The organism is Pontiella agarivorans (assembly GCF_034531395.1).
Lineage (GTDB): Bacteria > Verrucomicrobiota > Kiritimatiellia > Kiritimatiellales > Pontiellaceae > Pontiella > Pontiella agarivorans.
Genome location: NZ_JARVCO010000012.1, coordinates 429,283 through 446,706, shown reverse-complemented (window position 1 = coordinate 446,706; position 17,424 = coordinate 429,283). Strand labels below are relative to the sequence as shown.

General features: G+C 54.0%; 11 protein-coding genes and 1 CRISPR repeat array (1 of these 12 only partly in view). Of the genes, 7 read left to right on the top strand and 4 right to left on the bottom strand.

Going from position 1 to position 17,424, the window contains the following annotated elements; genetic code table 11:
* Window positions 1–32 precede the first annotated feature (32 nt).
* Window positions 33–3,479, bottom strand: coding sequence for an LCCL domain-containing protein (locus P9H32_RS14900; protein WP_322609708.1), 3,447 nt, complete (start codon window positions 3,477–3,479; stop codon window positions 33–35).
* 293 nt (window positions 3,480–3,772) lie between these two features.
* Between P9H32_RS14900 and nudC the strand changes: the two genes are divergently transcribed.
* Window positions 3,773–4,582, top strand: a complete 810-nt coding sequence (gene nudC, locus P9H32_RS14895) for an NAD(+) diphosphatase (protein ID WP_322609707.1) — start codon at window positions 3,773–3,775, stop codon at window positions 4,580–4,582.
* On the top strand, window positions 4,579–5,394 hold the full coding sequence (gene thiD / locus P9H32_RS14890; protein ID WP_322609706.1) for a bifunctional hydroxymethylpyrimidine kinase/phosphomethylpyrimidine kinase: 816 nt from the start codon (window positions 4,579–4,581) through the stop codon (window positions 5,392–5,394). Before nudC ends, thiD begins: the two co-directional genes overlap by 4 nt.
* Window positions 5,395–5,663: 269 nt before the next feature.
* Here thiD and cytX read toward each other — a convergent pair whose 3' ends face one another.
* On the bottom strand, window positions 5,664–6,875 hold the full coding sequence (gene cytX / locus P9H32_RS14885; protein ID WP_322609705.1) for a putative hydroxymethylpyrimidine transporter CytX: 1,212 nt from the start codon (window positions 6,873–6,875) through the stop codon (window positions 5,664–5,666).
* Window positions 6,876–7,342: 467 nt separating this feature from the next.
* Here cytX and htpG point away from each other — a divergent pair, with 467 nt between their 5' ends.
* Window positions 7,343–9,199 (top strand): molecular chaperone HtpG, encoded by a 1,857-nt coding sequence (gene htpG / locus P9H32_RS14880; RefSeq protein ID WP_322609704.1) that lies wholly within the window; start codon window positions 7,343–7,345, stop codon window positions 9,197–9,199.
* 226 nt (window positions 9,200–9,425) lie between these two features.
* Window positions 9,426–9,806: a c-type cytochrome domain-containing protein gene (locus P9H32_RS14875; RefSeq protein ID WP_322609703.1), complete on the top strand. Its 381-nt coding sequence runs from the start codon at window positions 9,426–9,428 to the stop codon at window positions 9,804–9,806.
* 56 nt (window positions 9,807–9,862) lie between these two features.
* On the opposite strand, the gene P9H32_RS14870 is transcribed toward P9H32_RS14875, so the two are convergent.
* Window positions 9,863–10,465 carry an HAD family hydrolase gene (locus tag P9H32_RS14870; protein WP_322609702.1) on the bottom strand — a complete coding sequence of 201 codons (603 nt, stop codon included), beginning with the start codon at window positions 10,463–10,465 and terminating at the stop codon, window positions 9,863–9,865.
* Between the two features lie 52 nt (window positions 10,466–10,517).
* The gene (locus tag P9H32_RS14865) at window positions 10,518–11,354 is read right to left on the bottom strand and encodes an AraC family transcriptional regulator (RefSeq protein ID WP_322609701.1); all 837 of its coding nucleotides are present in this window, start codon (window positions 11,352–11,354) and stop codon (window positions 10,518–10,520) included.
* A gap of 229 nt (window positions 11,355–11,583) precedes the next feature.
* Between P9H32_RS14865 and P9H32_RS14860 the strand changes: the two genes are divergently transcribed.
* From P9H32_RS14860 to P9H32_RS14850, 3 genes are read left to right on the top strand one after another with little or no spacing between them, the layout of a single operon-like run.
* Window positions 11,584–13,686 carry an alpha-L-fucosidase gene (locus P9H32_RS14860; RefSeq protein ID WP_322609700.1) on the top strand — a complete coding sequence of 701 codons (2,103 nt, stop codon included), beginning with the start codon at window positions 11,584–11,586 and terminating at the stop codon, window positions 13,684–13,686.
* Between the two features lie 3 nt (window positions 13,687–13,689).
* Window positions 13,690–15,267 (top strand): alpha-L-fucosidase, encoded by a 1,578-nt coding sequence (locus tag P9H32_RS14855; RefSeq protein WP_322609699.1) that lies wholly within the window; start codon window positions 13,690–13,692, stop codon window positions 15,265–15,267.
* Between the two features lie 18 nt (window positions 15,268–15,285).
* Window positions 15,286–16,857, top strand: coding sequence for an alpha-L-fucosidase (locus P9H32_RS14850; RefSeq protein WP_322609698.1), 1,572 nt, complete (start codon window positions 15,286–15,288; stop codon window positions 16,855–16,857).
* Between the two features lie 149 nt (window positions 16,858–17,006).
* Window positions 17,007–17,424: a CRISPR direct-repeat array (repeat unit 36 nt; unit sequence GTTGCTTCTGATTTCAAAGAACTGTCAATCCACAAC); it runs 739 nt beyond the window's last position.

Sequence of the window (17,424 nt, the reverse complement as noted above, 5' to 3'; positions counted from 1 at the left end):
CGGTGCCCGCCGGTTGAGACCGGGAACCACAGTTAATCCAGAAAGGCTTCAACCGTGAAGTAGCCTCTGGGTGCGACACTCATATCTTCGGCCTGGTAATAGGTCTGCAAAATCGTATCGCCTTCATCAATCGGCGCTCCATAGGCCACGAGTGTCGATGATCCGTTTCCGAAGAGCGGCAACGTGTCGGTGGAGACGGGCCGCACGGTCACCCCGGCCGGCGGATTTTTCGGCAGGCGGACCGTCTGCGTGTAATATGTTTTCGCCGGATCCAGCACAGCACTTCCCAGAATTCCGTTTAAAACGGCTCCGGATTCGCTGCCCGCCCCAGGCAACAGCTCGACGGCATCGTTCCCGGCGGAAGGATCGGTTTGGTAGGCCAGTTCAAAGATATTTTTAAATCCGTCGCCATCCGGATCATCCTCTTCGCCCTGCTGCCCGGCGGGCAGGCCAAAGGGTTCCAGATAGAGATCCAGCACGCTGGGTTCCGACTCTTCCCCGACAAACACACGGACCACGCCGGTCTGCCCGCTTACGCGATATCCGCCGCCATCGGAGGAGACGTAATAGACAAAGCCGCGATCATCATAAACCGCATCACCGACGGCCTTCTGTGTATTATAGAACTTGAAGCCTTCTTCCGCGTTGTAGGTCGGATCAAAATCCCCGTTGCTCAGCAGGCGCGCATGGCCGATTGCCCGTTGGGCTCCATAGGCCTCGAACTCGCCGTAGACCACCACTTTGCCCGATGGCTCCGTGATAAAACCGAAAATGGTCCGCTCAAAATCGGTATCGTCCCCGTTGAACCCGGCATCGTACGTTCCATCCGCATTGAGACGCTTCGGCCGGTAGCGGCTGTTGTCCACCGAATAAAGAATCTTCCCGTCCGGCTGCTGGGTGAAGAAACGCAGGGTCCGGTTGGCAATCGGAATATTATCGTTATTCTGGGAAAAACTCAGATCCCGTGCACCACTGCTCTCGAGGCGAACCAGCCCCATACTCGGGATACTATCCCCGTTTGCCCATTTTGCCGACGCAACCTGCACGAGAATTTTTCCGGCGGGCGTCAACTCGAGCTGCAGGGCGCTCGGGGCGTAGCTCGGTGAATAATTAATAAACGGATTTATAAAACCGGGCACCTGGACACCGTCGTAATCCAGCAGAACGAGCGATGGAACCCCAACCCCATTCAAGGTGGTGTTATTATTCACCGCGCACAGGTACCCCTGGCCCGGAAGCTCAATCACATCGTTCAGCCGGATGGTCGTATTGGTTGTCCCGCCGACTCCCGAAAAAGCGACATTGGTAAACGACGGATCAGGCGTCAACGTATCCGGATCGAGGCGCACCACGGAAAATTCGCCGAACCCGACCAGCCGGCCCTGCGAATCAATGAAGCCGCGGCGGATCCGGGAATCGCCAATGAGTTCATTGCGGACCAGCACCTGACCGTTCGTGCTGAGCAGCTGCATGCGCGGGGCCTCAATCTGCAGCACACGATAGTCATCATAAAGCACCAGCGAACCCTGCATGGGAAGCGGCGGCTGCACAAAACGCATATCCTGAAATCCCGGTTCTGCCGGAATCCGTGTAATCAATATCGGCTGGCTTTCAATGGTTCCGCCATCACCGCTCACTTCCAGCGTAAGATTTCCTTCGGTTTCGTCGGTGACTTCAAGATTTAAATCGGGCGCCGTTGCACCGGGGATATCTACACCACCGATTTTCCATTGATAGCTGATATTCGCCCCGCCGGCCAGACCGCTGAAAAAGAGCGTCTGTCCCGGGTTCGCGTACACCGTCGATCCCGCCTCGGACGGATCAACCACAAACTGGGTCGCCGGGCTGAGATTCAGCGAAGCCAGCGTGCGGCGGTATAGACGTGGACCCTGGCTGTCCGTTCCGTAAAGGAAAAGATGGGTTTCCGACGGCTCGATCCAATCTGCGTAAAAATCAGCCGGCAGATTCAGGTCATCGAGCGCATCCCACGTCAGCCCGTCTGTGGCGGAAAACAGCAGCTGCCGCTCCCGGGCCGTAAACAGATGCGTTGAATTTGCACGGATATTAAACCCGTGGCCGAGAAACGGGCTATACTTCCAGTTCCCGCCATCATCGGTGTAATAAACACCGTCGTCCGGGGTAGCGGGCCCGCTGGTAGCATACAGCAGACGGCTGCCGAACCGCACCAGTCCGCCCGGCGTACCGCCCACGCCCCCCGATCGGGTCCAGCTCAGGCCGTGGTCTTCCGATACATACACACCGCCGTTATTCTCGGCGAGAACACTGTAGAGGTTGAGAAACACCTTGCCTTCATGCGCATCCACACTCCGGGCATTCACAAAAGCGCCATAGGGCAGTCCGGTCTCCGGCAGCCCGTTCCGGCGTTCGGTCCAGTGGAGCCCGTTGCTGGAAACATAGCAGCCGGCAAATGCGCTGGCCGCATAATACATGTCCGAACCGGGATCATAACTTACATCGTCCACCGAAACATTAATCGGACCGGTCAGCCCCGGCTGCGCGGCCTGCTCCCAGACCGTATCGCCCGGCTGCAGGCGGTGCATGGCCGTGTAGCCGAGTGTCGCCGTGTAGCTTCCCGGATCGGTGCCGACATAAATATAATCGCCGGCCCGCTCCACAAAACGCAGCGCGGTAAGGCCCAAATCATAGCCCGCCCCACTGACCGTATTCAGCGTGCTAAAACTATTTCCATTATCCGATGTTCGGAAAATCCCGGTGTCGCCGAGCACATAGAGCTCAGAGCCCGTCGCCAGAAGCGGACCAATCTCATTATCGGGTGATAAAGCGCCCTGAACATTGACGGTGATGTCCTGCCAGTCGTTCGACGGTTCCGTTACAAAAGCCGCAACCGTGGCTCCTAAGCTTGAAACGGAACCAGAGGCATTGGAGATCTCCACCCAATACGTCGACGGAGGGTTTGCCGCCGTGACGGTCAGGTTCGATGAATTATTCGCGGGCACCGGCTGGGTGATATCCCCCGGCTCGCCGATATACCATTGAAACGTATGCCCCGTTCCATCAACGCCGACCGATAGCGTAATCGGAGTGCCCGCCGCCAGAACGCCCCCCTGCGGCTGTGAGATAATCGAAAAATCCGCTACGACACATAATTCCATCTCAAAACAAGGGAGAGAAAAATTGTAACCATATGAAGTGATCCCGTTTTGCGTCGAACCGACGGGTTTTAGCCTTCCAACCAGTGTAAGTTCAATCACTCCCGTTTCACCATCGGCAAGAAGTCCGTCATGAACCGCCGCTGTGGCAATTGAGGAGTTCCCAGCATAAAAGTCCGTACCATAAACGAACCCCACGGTTGACCCCGTTACTTCGTAGTAAAAGGGCCCTCCCGACAAACCACTTGCGGTGGCGGGTGCCGGCGTCGGCGTCACCCCCGGCGGCAACGTGGCATGTGAAATGGAAACGAAAAACAACAGAAGAAAAGACAGTACGAATGTTTTCATAATGATTAATGCGGCCCCTTTTAGTCGAACGGCTTCTCTTTGATTGGGGCCCCGCACCCCAAAAATAATTTCAAAGCAGTTTCAAGAATTGATATACCTAAATTCAGTGGTCATTATTTTGTCAAAAAACAAAAAGGAATAATAAACCTGCCCGGCTTTGCAGGCCGTGAATCCAGGCGAGTCTTCCCCGCCACCCTTCCAATGGGCCGCAGAATTACCAGCCCCCGAACTCCGACTTTATTTCGGGACAGATTATACGTGCCTTGCCGATTAAATAATTTATGCTGAACTGGATGAACTTTTACCCAGCCATTCTTCCGGAAGAGACCAACCCCGCCGCAGTTCGGGCATTCCTCTTCCGCAACGGAAAAGATATTCTGACCGACGGAGCATCCGTCCCTATTCTGAATCCCGACAGCCCTTTACTTAAAAATGCGGTTTATCTGGGACGGTATGGCGTTGAGCCGTGTTATACGGCCCGCCTGAACGAATCCGCCGATGTACCCAAAGGATATGAATTGAGCGATATCCGCTCGCTTCACAGCCAGCTTGAGACAGAACTCTATGCTTTGATCGGCTACGCCTCGCAGATTCTAACCTGGCGTGAAAATCATCAGTTCTGTTCCCGATGCGGTACCAAAGCCGAGCCTTCCGAAAAAGAACGGGCTATGATCTGTCCGGCATGCGGGCTTCAGAACTATCCGCGTATTTCGCCCAGCATGATTGTGGCGGTCACGCGCGGCGACGAACTGCTGATGGCGCGCGGTCACCACTTTCCGGAAGGGCTCTACAGCGTCGTTGCCGGATTTGTGGAGCCGGGTGAAAGCCTCGAACAGTGCGTTGCCCGGGAAGTCATGGAAGAGACGGGCCTGGAAATTAAAAATATCCAATACCACTCCAGCCAGCCCTGGCCCTTCCCCCACTCGCTGATGGTCGGCTTCACGGCCGACTATGCCGGCGGCGAAATCCGGATAGACCCCAAAGAAATCGAAGACGCCGGCTGGTACACTGCAGAAAACCTGCCCGAAAAAATTCCGTCAAAATCCACAATCGCCCGCGCTCTGATCGATGATTATCTGAACCGCACCGGAGTTACATCATGAAATACAGCACCGTACTGAGCATTGCCGGCAGCGATTCCGGCGGAGGCGCCGGCATCCAGGCCGACATCAAAGCCATCTCCGCCTGCGGCGGCTATGCCGCAACGGCCATCACCGCCATTACGGTTCAGAACACCGTCGGCGTCAGTAACGTGCACCCGATTCCTCCACAGATCCTCGAAGAACAGATTGAGGCCGTACTGAGTGATATCGGCGCGAACGCCATCAAAATCGGCATGTTGCATTCTGCGGAAATTATCGACGTCGTCTGCCGTGCACTGGACCGGTACGCTATCGAAAATGTGGTGCTCGATCCCGTCATGGTCGCCACGTCCGGCGACATCCTGCTGCAGAACGAGGCCCTCACCGCACTGCGGGAAAAACTCATTCCCAAAGCCCGCATCATTACGCCGAATATTCCCGAAGCCGAAATCCTGCTCGATGCCCCGATCGCTGCCGACGATGATCTGCCCCGCTGCGCCGCTGAGCTGGCCGACCGCTATCAGGTTTCCGTCCTGCTCAAAGCCGGCCACCTCGACGGCGATACGCTGACCGATGTGCTGTACGATTTTGAAAAAAAGGAAAACCTGCTGCTTCAGTCGGAACGCATCCGCACCCGGAACACCCACGGCACCGGATGCACCCTCTCGTCATCGCTCGCCGCCTTCCTCGCCCGCGGCTTCGATCTGCAGGACGCGGTCCAACGCGCCAAAGCGTACATCAGCCACGCCATCATCGGTGGCGCGGCCTACGAGATCGGCAGCGGCCACGGCCCCGTCAAACATTTCCACGAAATGCCCCCCGCCGGCGAATAAAATGCTCCGCAAATGCAGCCGAGGTCCCCGACCTCGCAGGCGGGCCCAGGGAACCCGCCCTACACCTTCCAACCCTTGGAAAGATCAAACCCGTGAAAGTAGAGTAAGCGTCCCGCTTGCTCATCGCTCAGAAGACAAAGCCCGCACCATTCCGCAAACCGCAGCCGCCACTGCAGCCGAGGTCCCCGATCTCACTTCCGGCTCAAAAGCCCACCCTGCAGATTCCGCGCCCTATCCCTTTCACGCTGGAAGGAAGCCTCGCACGTCAGCTATTTGGTTTTGGCGGAAAGCCATTTCTGTTCTGCTTTGTAAAACAGAACGCAGATGATTCCGGTCAGAATGATGACGACGGTGGTGGTGCCGACGGGCGTGTTGTACGGGAGCAGCAGGCGGTACAGAACAAATCCGATGAGCCAGAGCAGTCCGTTTTTCAGGTTGAGGTTCCGGGTCAGGCTGTCTGCACGGCGGAGGATGAAATAGTCGGTAAACAACACGGCGTAGAGCGGTGCAAAGACGGAGCCGATGAAGTAGAGAAAGTTTTCGAACTGCGCCAGCGGTGCCAGCAGGGCCAGCGCCACTCCGGCGATGCAGACGAGGAGGGCGACGCTCTTTTCTCCGGCACGCGGAAAAAGATTGGTGCAGCTGATGCCGGCCGAAAGAACGTCGAGAAACGTGGTGGTTGTGGTGGAGAAAAAGACGACGAAGAGCGCGGGAATACCGAGACCGGCGGCCATGAGGATCTGACCGATATCGGAGGTGCCGGAATAGAGCGCGGCACCCAGGCCGATGATAAACATGAAGGAGCTTCCGACGGCATAGCCGATTACGCCGAAAGCAGTTCCGCGGATTGGACGGCGGGCGGAGCGTGTGTAATCGGCGATGAGCGGAAGCCACGAAAGACTCATGGCGACGCTGAGTTCCACCCCGCCGCCGAAACTCATGGAACCTTCCGCCAGCGGCCCCATGGCCGCGGCGTCGCGGAAAATGACAAATCCAAGCACGACACAGAAGATGAAGAGCAGGCTGACGACGACGGCGTTTATTTTCGCCAGGTTTTTCAGGCCGACAGCAATCCAGAAACAGATGAAGAGTCCGATGCCGATGCTCCACAGCGTCGGGTTGCTGTAGGCAAAGAGCTGCGTTGCGGCTTCGTCGAAAACCGCCGCGCCGCTGGCAATCATGATGGCGGTCCATCCGAGGAGCTGAATGATGTTCAGCAGCGAGAATCCATAGGACCCGTATATGCCGAACGAAAGCCGGGTGGATTCCATGGAGGTCAGGTTTTTCTGCGCCCCGATGACTCCGGCGAGAAACAGGATCAGCGCACCGATAAGGTGGCCGACCAGAATGGTGGCGATGCCTTTGGCCAGTCCCAGCGGCGCAAGAAACGAGCCGGTCAGGATTTCCGCGATGGAGACGGCGGCGCCGAACCAGATGCCGAGCAGGTTGACGGAAGATAATTTAGGGGGTTCCGTGGACATATTGATCTACCTTCTTTTTAAACGTCGTTTATTTCAACCTGCGGCGTTCAGGGTTGTAAAAATGATGCACGGGGACACAGTCTTTCCCCATATTAAAGGTGTAATCGATGGCGGAAGACGTTACACAGCCATTTCAACATCAAAGCGTTACCCCGCCGTTAAGGCGATGATAGGTAAGAGTTCGCCGGAAGATTGTCAACCGCATTCAGTCCTGTCGCCGGATTCCAAACCCTGGAAATTTACCCTTATGAGGCTGCATTAAGCGGATCGCCGAATGCCACTTCGGAGTCACCCCGCCCCAACCGGAAATAGACTGCGTGTTCTTCCGAACGCTGAAAGAAGAAAAAAGGGTATGAGCCGCGCCCATTTCAGCTTTAAAATATTTGAGCGCAGGCTTGAATCCCACCCCCTGCTTTCGTATTTTGCGCGACTGATTTCGCACTAAACTGTAACAAGGAGAGATATAAATGGCTGAAGAAACCATGCAATTCAAGACTGAGTTGGAGCAGCTGCTGCATCTCATCACCCACTCACTCTATTCCCACCGCGAAGTGTTCCTGCGCGAACTGATTTCCAATGCGGCCGACGCGATCGACAAGGTACGATTCGAAGGCCTTAACAACGAGGAAATCCTCGAAGGACATTCCGACTGGAAAATCACCCTGAAAGCCGACGAAGAGGCCAAAACCCTGACCATTTCCGATAACGGTATCGGCATGTCGCGCGAGCAGGTCATCGAAAACCTCGGCACCATCGCCCACTCCGGCACCAAAGCGTTCCTGGCAAAGGCGAAAGAAGCGGACCTGGAAAACAACCCGGAACTGATCGGCCAGTTCGGCGTTGGTTTCTACGCCTCCTTCATGGTCGCCGACGACGTCACCGTCGTCACCAAGGCCCATGGCGCCGATGCGGTGAAATGGGAATCCAACGGCACCGGCGAATTCACCCTGTCCGATGCGGACAAAACGGAGCGCGGTACCGAAATCACCTTGCACCTGAAAGAAGACGCCACGGAATATCTGAACGAATGGACCATCAAATCCACCGTTAAAAAATTCTCCGACTTCCTCGAACATCCGGTCGTTTTGCTGACCACCAAAAAAGACGAAGAAACCGAAGTGGAGGAAGAGGTCGAAGAACAGATCAACTCGCAGAAAGCGATCTGGCTGCGTCCGAAAAGCGAAATCACCGATGAAGAATACGGTGAATTCTACAAACATATTTCACACGACACCAACTCGCCGGCGGAAACCATCCACTACAACGCCGAAGGCGCGATTGAATTCAAGGCCCTGCTCTTCATCCCCGAACACAAACCGTTCGACATGATGATGAACAACGACCCCAAATCGCACCTGAACCTCTATGTGCAGCGCGTCTTCATCGGAAACGACTTCGAAAATCTGTTGCCGGGCTATCTGCGCTTCGTGAAGGGCGTGGTCGATTCCTCCGATCTGCCGCTCAATGTTTCCCGCGAAATTCTGCAGGAAAACCCGATGCTCGACAAAATCCGTAAAAACCTGACATCCCGCGTGCTCAAAACGCTCGCGAACCTGAAGAAAACGGACTACAAGGAATTCGAGATCTTCCACGAAAACTTCAGCACCATCCTCAAAGAAGGTCTGCAGTCCGACTGGGAAAACAAAGAGAAAATCGCCGATCTCCTGCTGTTCGAATCCACGAACAAAGAAGCCGGCGAAAAAACCTGCTTTGCGGATTATGTGGAAAATATGTCCGACGACCAGGAAGAGATTCTCTACCTCGCCGGTGAAAACCGTGCATCCATTGAAAACTCCCCCTACCTCGAAAAATTCAAAGCCGACGGCAAAGAAGTTTTGCTGATGATCGACCCGATCGACGACTTTGTGATTCCGCAGCTGATGGAATACAAAGGTAAAAAACTCAAAGCGGTCAACAAAGGCGACATCGACGGCGATGATCTGAAGGAAGAGGAAAAGGAATTCGAAGGCTACATCGGCTACGCCAAGGATCTGCTCAACGGCGTCAAAGAGGTGAAGCTCACCTCCCGCCTCAAAGATTCCGCGGCCGTGCTCGTGGGCGACGAAATGTCCATGAGCCCGCATATCGAAGAAATGATGCGCCGCATGGGTCAGGACGTTCCGCCGCGCGAAAGTGTGCTGGAACTCAACCCGGAGCACACCGTGGTGAAAAAGGTACAGGCGCTCTACAATGCGAATGAAAAAGATCCGAAGGTTGAAACCCTCACCAAGCTCCTGCACGATCAGGCCGTAATTGCCTCCGGCGCCAAGCTCGACGATCCGGCCGGCTTCGCCGCCCGCCTCAACGAAGTATTGGCAGACTGAAATTTCCAATGATTGGAAATGGAAAACCGCCCGCATTTTTCGCGGGCGGTTTTTCCGTATAAAACATGTTATGCAGTGAACCGATCCCGGAACGTTTACTTTTCAGGGATCGGAATTCCGGAGTCCGGAATCTGCTGGACCGCGCGTTCCAATCCCTGGAAATTTGCTTGTAAGTTTTCATCCTCCTGTTGAGAATTCACCGTAATAATCAACCAAGGAGCTTCCCATGATTGGAAAAATCAGTGCTGTTGTATTCGGCCTCGCGGTGCTTTCCGCCTCGGCCGCCGAAGTATCCCTCGAAAAAGACCTGATGCCGCTGTTCCAGCGTTCCTGCGGGACCTGCCACGCGCCGGACAGCGGGATTCGCGGGGCCATTAAAAACGGCGCCTATTTCAATGAAAAAAAGGACCTCCTGGGGAAAGTCGGCGGAGCGGTCGTGGCAGGAAACCCCGAGAAAAGCGGACTGGTTAAGGTACTTGCCCAGGAAGTGACATTCGGCAAAAGAGCACTCGTTATGCCGCCGCCGAAATCCGGCGTTCCGGCCTTCAGCAAAGAGGAAATTGAAAAGATCAAAGCCTGGATCAACGCCGGCGCGAAAGACAACTGATGAACATCCGGTTTAGGATGGACACCGGTTTCGCCGGTGTTTCCCGCAGCGGTTAATCACCATCCAAAGAAATCGTGCGCCTTGCGTTCGATTTCTTCGTAATTTTCGGGAATGAACTGGTGGGCCTCAATTCCCTGCTCCCGGGCCGTGGCGACATTTTCCGCGAGATCATCAATAAAGAAACACTGGCTGCCGGAGACGCCGAGTTCCTTCAGCACCATTTCATAAATCCGCGGATCAGGTTTACGCACGCCCATGCGGTAGGACATGAACAACCCGGTGGTGCCCTCAAAAAAACCGTTCCAGTTGTTTTCAATGGCTCGAATATGATAGTCGGCAATATTGCTCAGCGTATAAACCCGGGCATCCGATCTCTTCGCCTTATCAAACAGCCGGTTCCCCGTTTCATTCAGGCTGAAAATCTCCTGCCAGATCAGATGTAGATTATCTGTCGTCCAATTGAGCCCTTTGGCTTCATTCAAATAGGCCACATAATCCGCTTCGCTCAGCAGTCCTTTTTCCACACTCACATACATTTCTTCATCCCGGTCGGACTGCGGCTCCAACGAACGGCCGGAGTGGTCCGAATAGGCCTGCAGCAGTTTTTGGAAATCAAAATTGGTGAGTACGTTTCCGATATCGAATAAAAAAGTTTTCATGCAATCACGCTTCCAGACCCCGGAACATTCCGCAATCTCAATTTGAGAGGAATTAACGATAACCTCGTGGTGAAACCCCCATGATTTTTTTAAACAGGCGCGAAAAATAGAAGGCATCCTCGAAACCGAGCAGCTCCCCCACTTCGCTGATCCGCAGCCGGGTCGCCGCCAGCAGTTCGCAGGCCCGTTGAATTTTCAGCCGGTTGAAATAATCAATCGGCGGATGGCCATAGCACCGGTGAAACATCGTTGCATAATGGTTCGGACTGATGCCTGCTACAGCCGACAAATCCTTCAGTGTGAGCCGGCGACCGAGATTGCGCTGCATGAATTCAACGGTTTTGGAAAGACCTTCTTCGGCACCGCGCAACCGGACCTCCACCGCCTGCCTGTTCTGCATTACAGTGACCAGCAGGTGACTCAGCACCCCGCTTGCCGCAATGACTGCCGTATAGGTGTGAACATCATTCATCTGCTGATACAGCTGTTCAAATCCATTTCGAACCGCTTGCGGTTCCGGAAGATGCAAGACCGGATTTTCGGGGTCCGGTGTAATCATCCGCATATAATCCGCAGCCTGCCTTCCCTGAAAATGCGTCCAGTAGGTGCTCCAGGGACAATCCGGATCCGCTCCATAGGCATGCGGAATATGGGCTGGAATGAGAAAACCGGTATGTTTCTCAATGACATGTGTTTTTCCGGAAACCTCGAGCCAGCCCCGCCCGTCTGTGCAGAAAATAAAGATGGTATCCTCGCTGCCCTCCGGCCGCGGGAGATAATGCGTGGGCGGCGCCTGGTGGTGTCCTGCGCGCAGACACAGCAACCCTTCAGTAATCGGCCGTTTCAGGTATTCAGCCTTCAGTTCATCTGAGAGATGAGTCACCCGCATACCGGGAACCGCCCCGCGCTGCGCATACCGGATCTCGGCCGTACTTAGATCGGATAATTGTCCAGCATGAATTCCCCTATCATGAAGAAATTCTAATACAGCAGCCTCAGATCTTAACCGTACGGAATTCATATACCGTAATATAGTCCAGATTTATCTGAAATATGTCCATGGCGTTTTTCGGCGAAATTCCGTTCACTGTTTCGCATCCATCTACCGGAGGTGACCGATGAAAAAAGTAACATACCGACTTTCAGCCGCTCTGATGATTGCAGGCCTGGGCTCTTCAGCACAGACCCATGCGGATAACAACGTGCAGGATGGGGGCATCAGCGTCACAACATCCTCTGCGAAACCCGCCGCAAACCGCCGCATTTTCAAAGAGGAGTGGCCTTCCATTGCGCAGCACCGGACCCCTGAATGGTTCCGTGATGCCAAATTCGGCATTTACACCTGCCTGGCACCTGCCACGGTCGCTACGCAGTACGGCACCACGGAATGGTATGGCTGGGCGATGTATAACACCAATGCGATCTATTGGAATAATGCGCCGAATCATAATTTCAAATGGGATCCCGCACAGGTGTTTAATCTGCATCGTGAAAAATTCGGTGATCAGCATGAATTCGGCTATAAGGATTTTATCCAGCTGTTCCAGCCAACCAACTTTAACGCAGCAGCCTGGGCGGATCTGTTTGAAAAATCCGGCGCTAAATTCAGCGGTCCGATGGGAGTGCATCACGACAACTACTATCTCTGGGATTCCGAATACACCCGCTGGGATATTATGGACACCGTCGGATTCGATATGTGCGCTGAGCTGGAAAAGGAAATCCGAAAGCGGGATATGAAATATGTCATGACCTTCCACCATGCCTTCACCTGGTGGTTTTTCTATCATTCCTACGCCTTCGACGGTGGACAGCCCGGCAATGAGGATCTTTACTGCCGACCGCACGAATTTTCATCGGACAACGACAGTTTTGCAGAATATCCCGATGCGGAATATGAGGAGCTGTGGTTTAAAAAACTGGAGGAGGCCTGTGTGAAGTATGATCCCGACCTGATCTGGTTCGATATGGGACTGGAACTGCTGAGCGACAATATCCGCAAGAAAGCCTTTGCCCGACTGCTGAATAATGCCGAAGAGAACAATCAGGACATCGGACTGTGCTACAAGATTAAATTTGATGTCTGCATTCCGCCGAAGGCCGGAATTCTGGACTATGAAAAAGGGCGCTCCACCGTTATTCGCGAAGATCCATGGCTGACGGATACACCGCTGGGCGGCTGGTTTTACAACGGCCGAAAATCGCGCTCCCCGGAAGCCGTCATTGAAATTCTTGTGGATATTGTCAGTAAAAACGGCTGCATGCTGCTCTGCGTCAGCCCGAAACCCGACGGCACCATTCCGGACGATCAGCAGGCCACCCTGCTCGACATCGGGGAATGGCTTAAAATGAATGGCGAAGCGGTTTATGACACACGGCCCTGGATTATTGCCGAGGAAGGACCCACGAAACTGGCCAAAGACGGTCATTTCAACGAAAACTGGGAAGCCATCTACACCGAAGAGGATATCCGCTATACACGCAGCAAGAATGGCGACACGCTTTACGTGATAGTCCTCGACCGTCCGACGCGGAGCAGCGTGACCGCAACCCAACTGGCCGACATCTATCCCTATTTGGACCGCGGCATTAAAAAAGCGGAACTCATCGGAACCGGCGCGGTTGACTGGATCCGCGACAACAAAGGCCTGCACCTCGACTTCCCGGCTGATGCCAACGGCAAACATGCGTGGTGCTACAAGCTGACCCTGGCTCCAAAATATTCCTATCCTAAAGGCACCGCGCAATTTGATTGGTCGGAAGCCTCTTCCGGCGAATGGTGGAACGCCTATGGATACCGGGAAACGGACAATAACATCACCCTGATTACCGGAGGGCGCACCGCCGCCCATGGCGGCACCGACGGAACCGGCGGTGTCGGCCATGCCATCAAAGCAGCCTATGAAGCCGACTCCGAAGCCGGAACCTTTGAAATCGAATCCGGCGGGGAAAAGAAAACCTTTAAAGTGAATGCCGTCGATATTGCGGCCAACCGTTCCAAGGGAGAGTTCATTCCGTCGCTGACCGGGAAACGAAACGGGAAAACACAATGGACTATCCACCCGGAAACCGATCGGAAATTCCATACATACACCGAAGCAACAACGGGCGATCTCTCAAAACCGATCGACATCATCGAATGGAACACCGGCGTTTCAGCCAACCCCGGCAGCGTTTTAGACAACCTTATTGACAATCTGAATATCTCTATTATGGAGTAGAACATGATCACAAACAAAAAATGGATCCTCCCCGCCCTGCTGACCTTGGGATCTGCACGGGCCCAGCTCGACACCGCACTTCCCTATGCCGATGGTCCATGCGAACCCACGTGGGAATCGCTGGCGGAAAACTACGAATGCCCCGAATGGTTCCGCGATGCCAAATTCGGGATCTGGGCACACTGGGGCGTACAGTGCGTGCCGGGAACCGGCGACTGGTGCGCAAAGTTTTTATACAAACCCACACCGCCCAGAAATGCGTGGTGGGAAGAACGCGGTAAGCAGTGCTACGACTATCATATTGAGCACTACGGCCATCCGTCCGAAATCGGCTTGAAAGATTACATTCCCCATTTCACCGCTTCCAAATGGAATCCGGACCATCTTCTCGATTTGTATCAGAAAGCCGGTGCCCGTTATTTTGTAGCGATGGCCAACCATCACGACAACTTCGATAACTGGGATTCAACATATCAGCCGTGGAATGCGGTAAATATGGGCCCGAAACAGGATCTGATTGCGGGCTGGAGAAAAGCGGCCCGGAAACGCGGGCTTAAATTCGGAGTCTCCGTCCATGCCGCGCGTCAGTGGAGCTGGATGACCCCGGCCTTCGGAGCGGATCGTGAGGGTCCGAAAAAAGGCATCCCCTATGACGGCCACATGACCAAAGAAGACGGAAAAGGAAAATGGTGGGAAGGCTGCGATCCGTGTGATCTTTACGGCCCGCCGCGCACCGCCCGGACACCTCCCTCTCAAAAATATCTCGATACCTTTTATTTACGGACCCGGGAGCTGATTGACCGCTATAATCCGGATCTGCTTTATTTCGATGACAAACAGGCACCCCTCCAAAACGTCGGACTGAAAATCGCGGCGCACTATTACAACCGCGCCTTGGAGCGGCACGGCAAAGTGGATGTCGTGCTGAACACGAAGCTCAACGATGAAACAACCAAACCCGCCCTCGTGGACGATGTCGAACGCGGTTCGAAAAATGATATTGATCCCAACCCCTGGCAGATCGATACCTGCATCGGATATTGGCATTACCGCACAGACGTCACCTACAAAACCCCGGGCAAAGTCATTCACATGCTGCTCGATGCCGTCAGCAAAAACGGCAGCCTGCTGCTGAACATTCCCATGAAACCCGACGGCACCCTTGAACCGCAGGAAATCACCTTCCTCAAAGGCATGGCTGCATGGATGGACATCCACGGCGAAGGCATTTACGGCACCCGGCCCTGGGAGGTCTACGGCGAAGGCGTATTCATTGATGCCGCCGGTCACAACCTCGAAACCAAAATGAATGCCTACACGCAGACCGACTTCCGCTTCACAAAAAAAGACCAAACCCTCTACGCCTTCTGCCTCGCCACACCGAAAACGGATCTTCTGATCAAATCGCTCGCCACCGGCGCACGCAGTAAACCCCACACCGTGAAAACCGTAGAGCTGCTCGGCAGTGACGAACCGCTGGAGTGGGAGCAAACCGGAAACGGTCTTAAGATCAGCAAACCTGAATTTATACCAACGGATTACAGCCTCTGTTTCCGACTTACATTTAAAGACAAAATTTAATCGCAAAAGGATATATACATGAAAATCACGTTTCCAGTGCTACTGATCTGCGGGATCGCCCGTATGAGTCCGGGAATGCTCGACACCGCGCTTCCCTATGCCGAAGGCCCCTTTAAACCGAACTGGGATTCGCTGGCGGAAAACTATGAATGCCCCGAATGGTTCCGCGATGCCAAATTCGGCATCTGGGCCACCTGGAGTGTGCAGTGCGTGCCGGGAACCGGCGACTGGTGTTCCATGTTCCTCTACAGGCCCGAACCGAAAAACAGCTGGTGGGAAGAGCGCGGCAATGCGTGTTATGATTATCACGTGAAACACTATGGCCACCCCTCGGAAGTCGGAGCGAAGGATTACTGCAAGGATTTTACCGCCGCGAAATGGGACCCGGATTATTTGATGGATCTTTATGTAAAAGCCGGCGCACGCTATTTCGTCGCGCTGGCCAATCACCATGACAACTTCGACAACTGGGACTCCACGTACCAGCCGTGGAACTCCGTCAACATCGGTGCAAAACGGGATCTGATTGCGGGCTGGAAAACCGCCGCAAAAAAACACAACCTCCCCTTCGGGGTGTCGGTGCATGCCGCCCGTTCGTGGAGCTGGATGACCCCGGCCTTCGGAGCGGATCGTGAAGGTCCGAAAAAAGGCATCCCCTATGACGGCCACATGACCAAAGAAGACGGAAAAGGAAAATGGTGGGACGGCTATGATCCACGCGATCTTTACGGCCCGCCGCGCCAGTGGAATACCCCGCCGAATCAGACTTATCTGGATACGTTTTTCCTGCGCACCCGGGAGCTGATCGATAAGTACGACCCTTCGCTGCTGTATTTCGATGATAAGCAGGCGCCGCTGGAGAATGTCGGTCTCAGGATTGCAGCACACTATTACAACCGCTCTATGGAGCGGCACGGTAAAGTGGATGTGGTGTTGAATACCAAAATGAATGATAAAATCACCGGCCGGGCACTGGTGGACGATGTCGAACGCGGGTCAAAAAATGAAATTGATCCCAATCCCTGGCAGATCGACACCTGCATCGGCTACTGGACCTACCGCCGCGACGTCACCTACAAAACCCCGGGCAAAGTCATTCACATGCTGCTCGATGCCGTCAGCAAAAACGGCAATCTGCTGCTGAACATTCCCATGAAACCCGACGGCACCATTGAACCCCAGGAAATCACCTTCCTCGAAGGCATGGCGGAATGGATGAACATCCACGGCGAAGGCATTTACGGCACCCGCCCCTGGGAGGTCTATGGCGAAGGCGTATTCATCGATGCGGCCGACCACAATATGGAAACCAAAATGACCGCCTACACGCAGGCCGACTTCCGCTTCACAAAAAAAGGCCAAACCCTCTACGCCTTCTGCCTCGCCACCCCGGAAACGGATCTTCTGATCAAATCACTCGCCACCGGCGCACGCAGTAAACCCCATACCGTAAAAACCGTGAAACTGCTCGGCAGCGATGAAAAACTAAAGTGGGAACAAACCCCGGACGGATTAAAAATCACCAAACCTTCAGTCCTGCCCACCCGGGAAAGCATCGCATTCCGTATTACGTTCGCTGAAAAAATTTAAAGCGAATACAGATCATAAAAAACAAAAGCCGTTTCAGCTCACAAAAAGCTGAAACGGCTTTTGATTTCAAAAACAGTCACGCGAAGCGACTCGGAGCTGTGCGAACGAGAACCCACAACTTGACCAGTCAATTAATGAACCGGGACTTTGTTGCTTCTGATTTCAAAGAACTGTCAATCCACAACGGCGTGATATGCTTGTTTTCCAGGAAAACAGTTGCTTCTGATTTCAAAGAACTGTCAATCCACAACTTTGGGTGATCGGTTTTTGCGTCTGAATCTGTTGCTTCTGATTTCAAAGAACTGTCAATCCACAACAGACACCGAACGCGCCTCTGTTAGAGCGTAGTTGCTTCTGATTTCAAAGAACTGTCAATCCACAACTTCACGGATCAGTGTTTCGCGGTCGTCTTCGTTGCTTCTGATTTCAAAGAACTGTCAATCCACAACCCTTTCCGGGTCTATCTGCAAGTTATCTTGGTTGCTTCTGATTTCAAAGAACTGTCAATCCACAACATTCTATCGATCCATGTTTCTTTACCTCTAGTTGCTTCTGATTTCAAAGAAC

What these genes read in the sequence shown, in the direction of transcription:
- P9H32_RS14850 (WP_322609698.1), top strand. Translation starts at nt 15,286, where the DNA reads ATGAAAATCACGTTTCCAGTGCTACTGATCTGCGGGATCGCCCGTATG.
- P9H32_RS14870 (WP_322609702.1), bottom strand. Translation starts at nt 10,465, where the DNA reads ATGAAAACTTTTTTATTCGATATCGGAAACGTACTCACCAATTTTGAT.
- P9H32_RS14855 (WP_322609699.1), top strand. Translation starts at nt 13,690, where the DNA reads ATGATCACAAACAAAAAATGGATCCTCCCCGCCCTGCTGACCTTGGGA.
- P9H32_RS14900 (WP_322609708.1), bottom strand. Translation starts at nt 3,479, where the DNA reads ATGAAAACATTCGTACTGTCTTTTCTTCTGTTGTTTTTCGTTTCCATT.
- htpG (WP_322609704.1), top strand. Translation starts at nt 7,343, where the DNA reads ATGGCTGAAGAAACCATGCAATTCAAGACTGAGTTGGAGCAGCTGCTG.
- P9H32_RS14875 (WP_322609703.1), top strand. Translation starts at nt 9,426, where the DNA reads ATGATTGGAAAAATCAGTGCTGTTGTATTCGGCCTCGCGGTGCTTTCC.
- nudC (WP_322609707.1), top strand. Translation starts at nt 3,773, where the DNA reads ATGAACTTTTACCCAGCCATTCTTCCGGAAGAGACCAACCCCGCCGCA.
- P9H32_RS14860 (WP_322609700.1), top strand. Translation starts at nt 11,584, where the DNA reads ATGAAAAAAGTAACATACCGACTTTCAGCCGCTCTGATGATTGCAGGC.
- P9H32_RS14865 (WP_322609701.1), bottom strand. Translation starts at nt 11,354, where the DNA reads ATGCGGGTGACTCATCTCTCAGATGAACTGAAGGCTGAATACCTGAAA.
- thiD (WP_322609706.1), top strand. Translation starts at nt 4,579, where the DNA reads ATGAAATACAGCACCGTACTGAGCATTGCCGGCAGCGATTCCGGCGGA.
- cytX (WP_322609705.1), bottom strand. Translation starts at nt 6,875, where the DNA reads ATGTCCACGGAACCCCCTAAATTATCTTCCGTCAACCTGCTCGGCATC.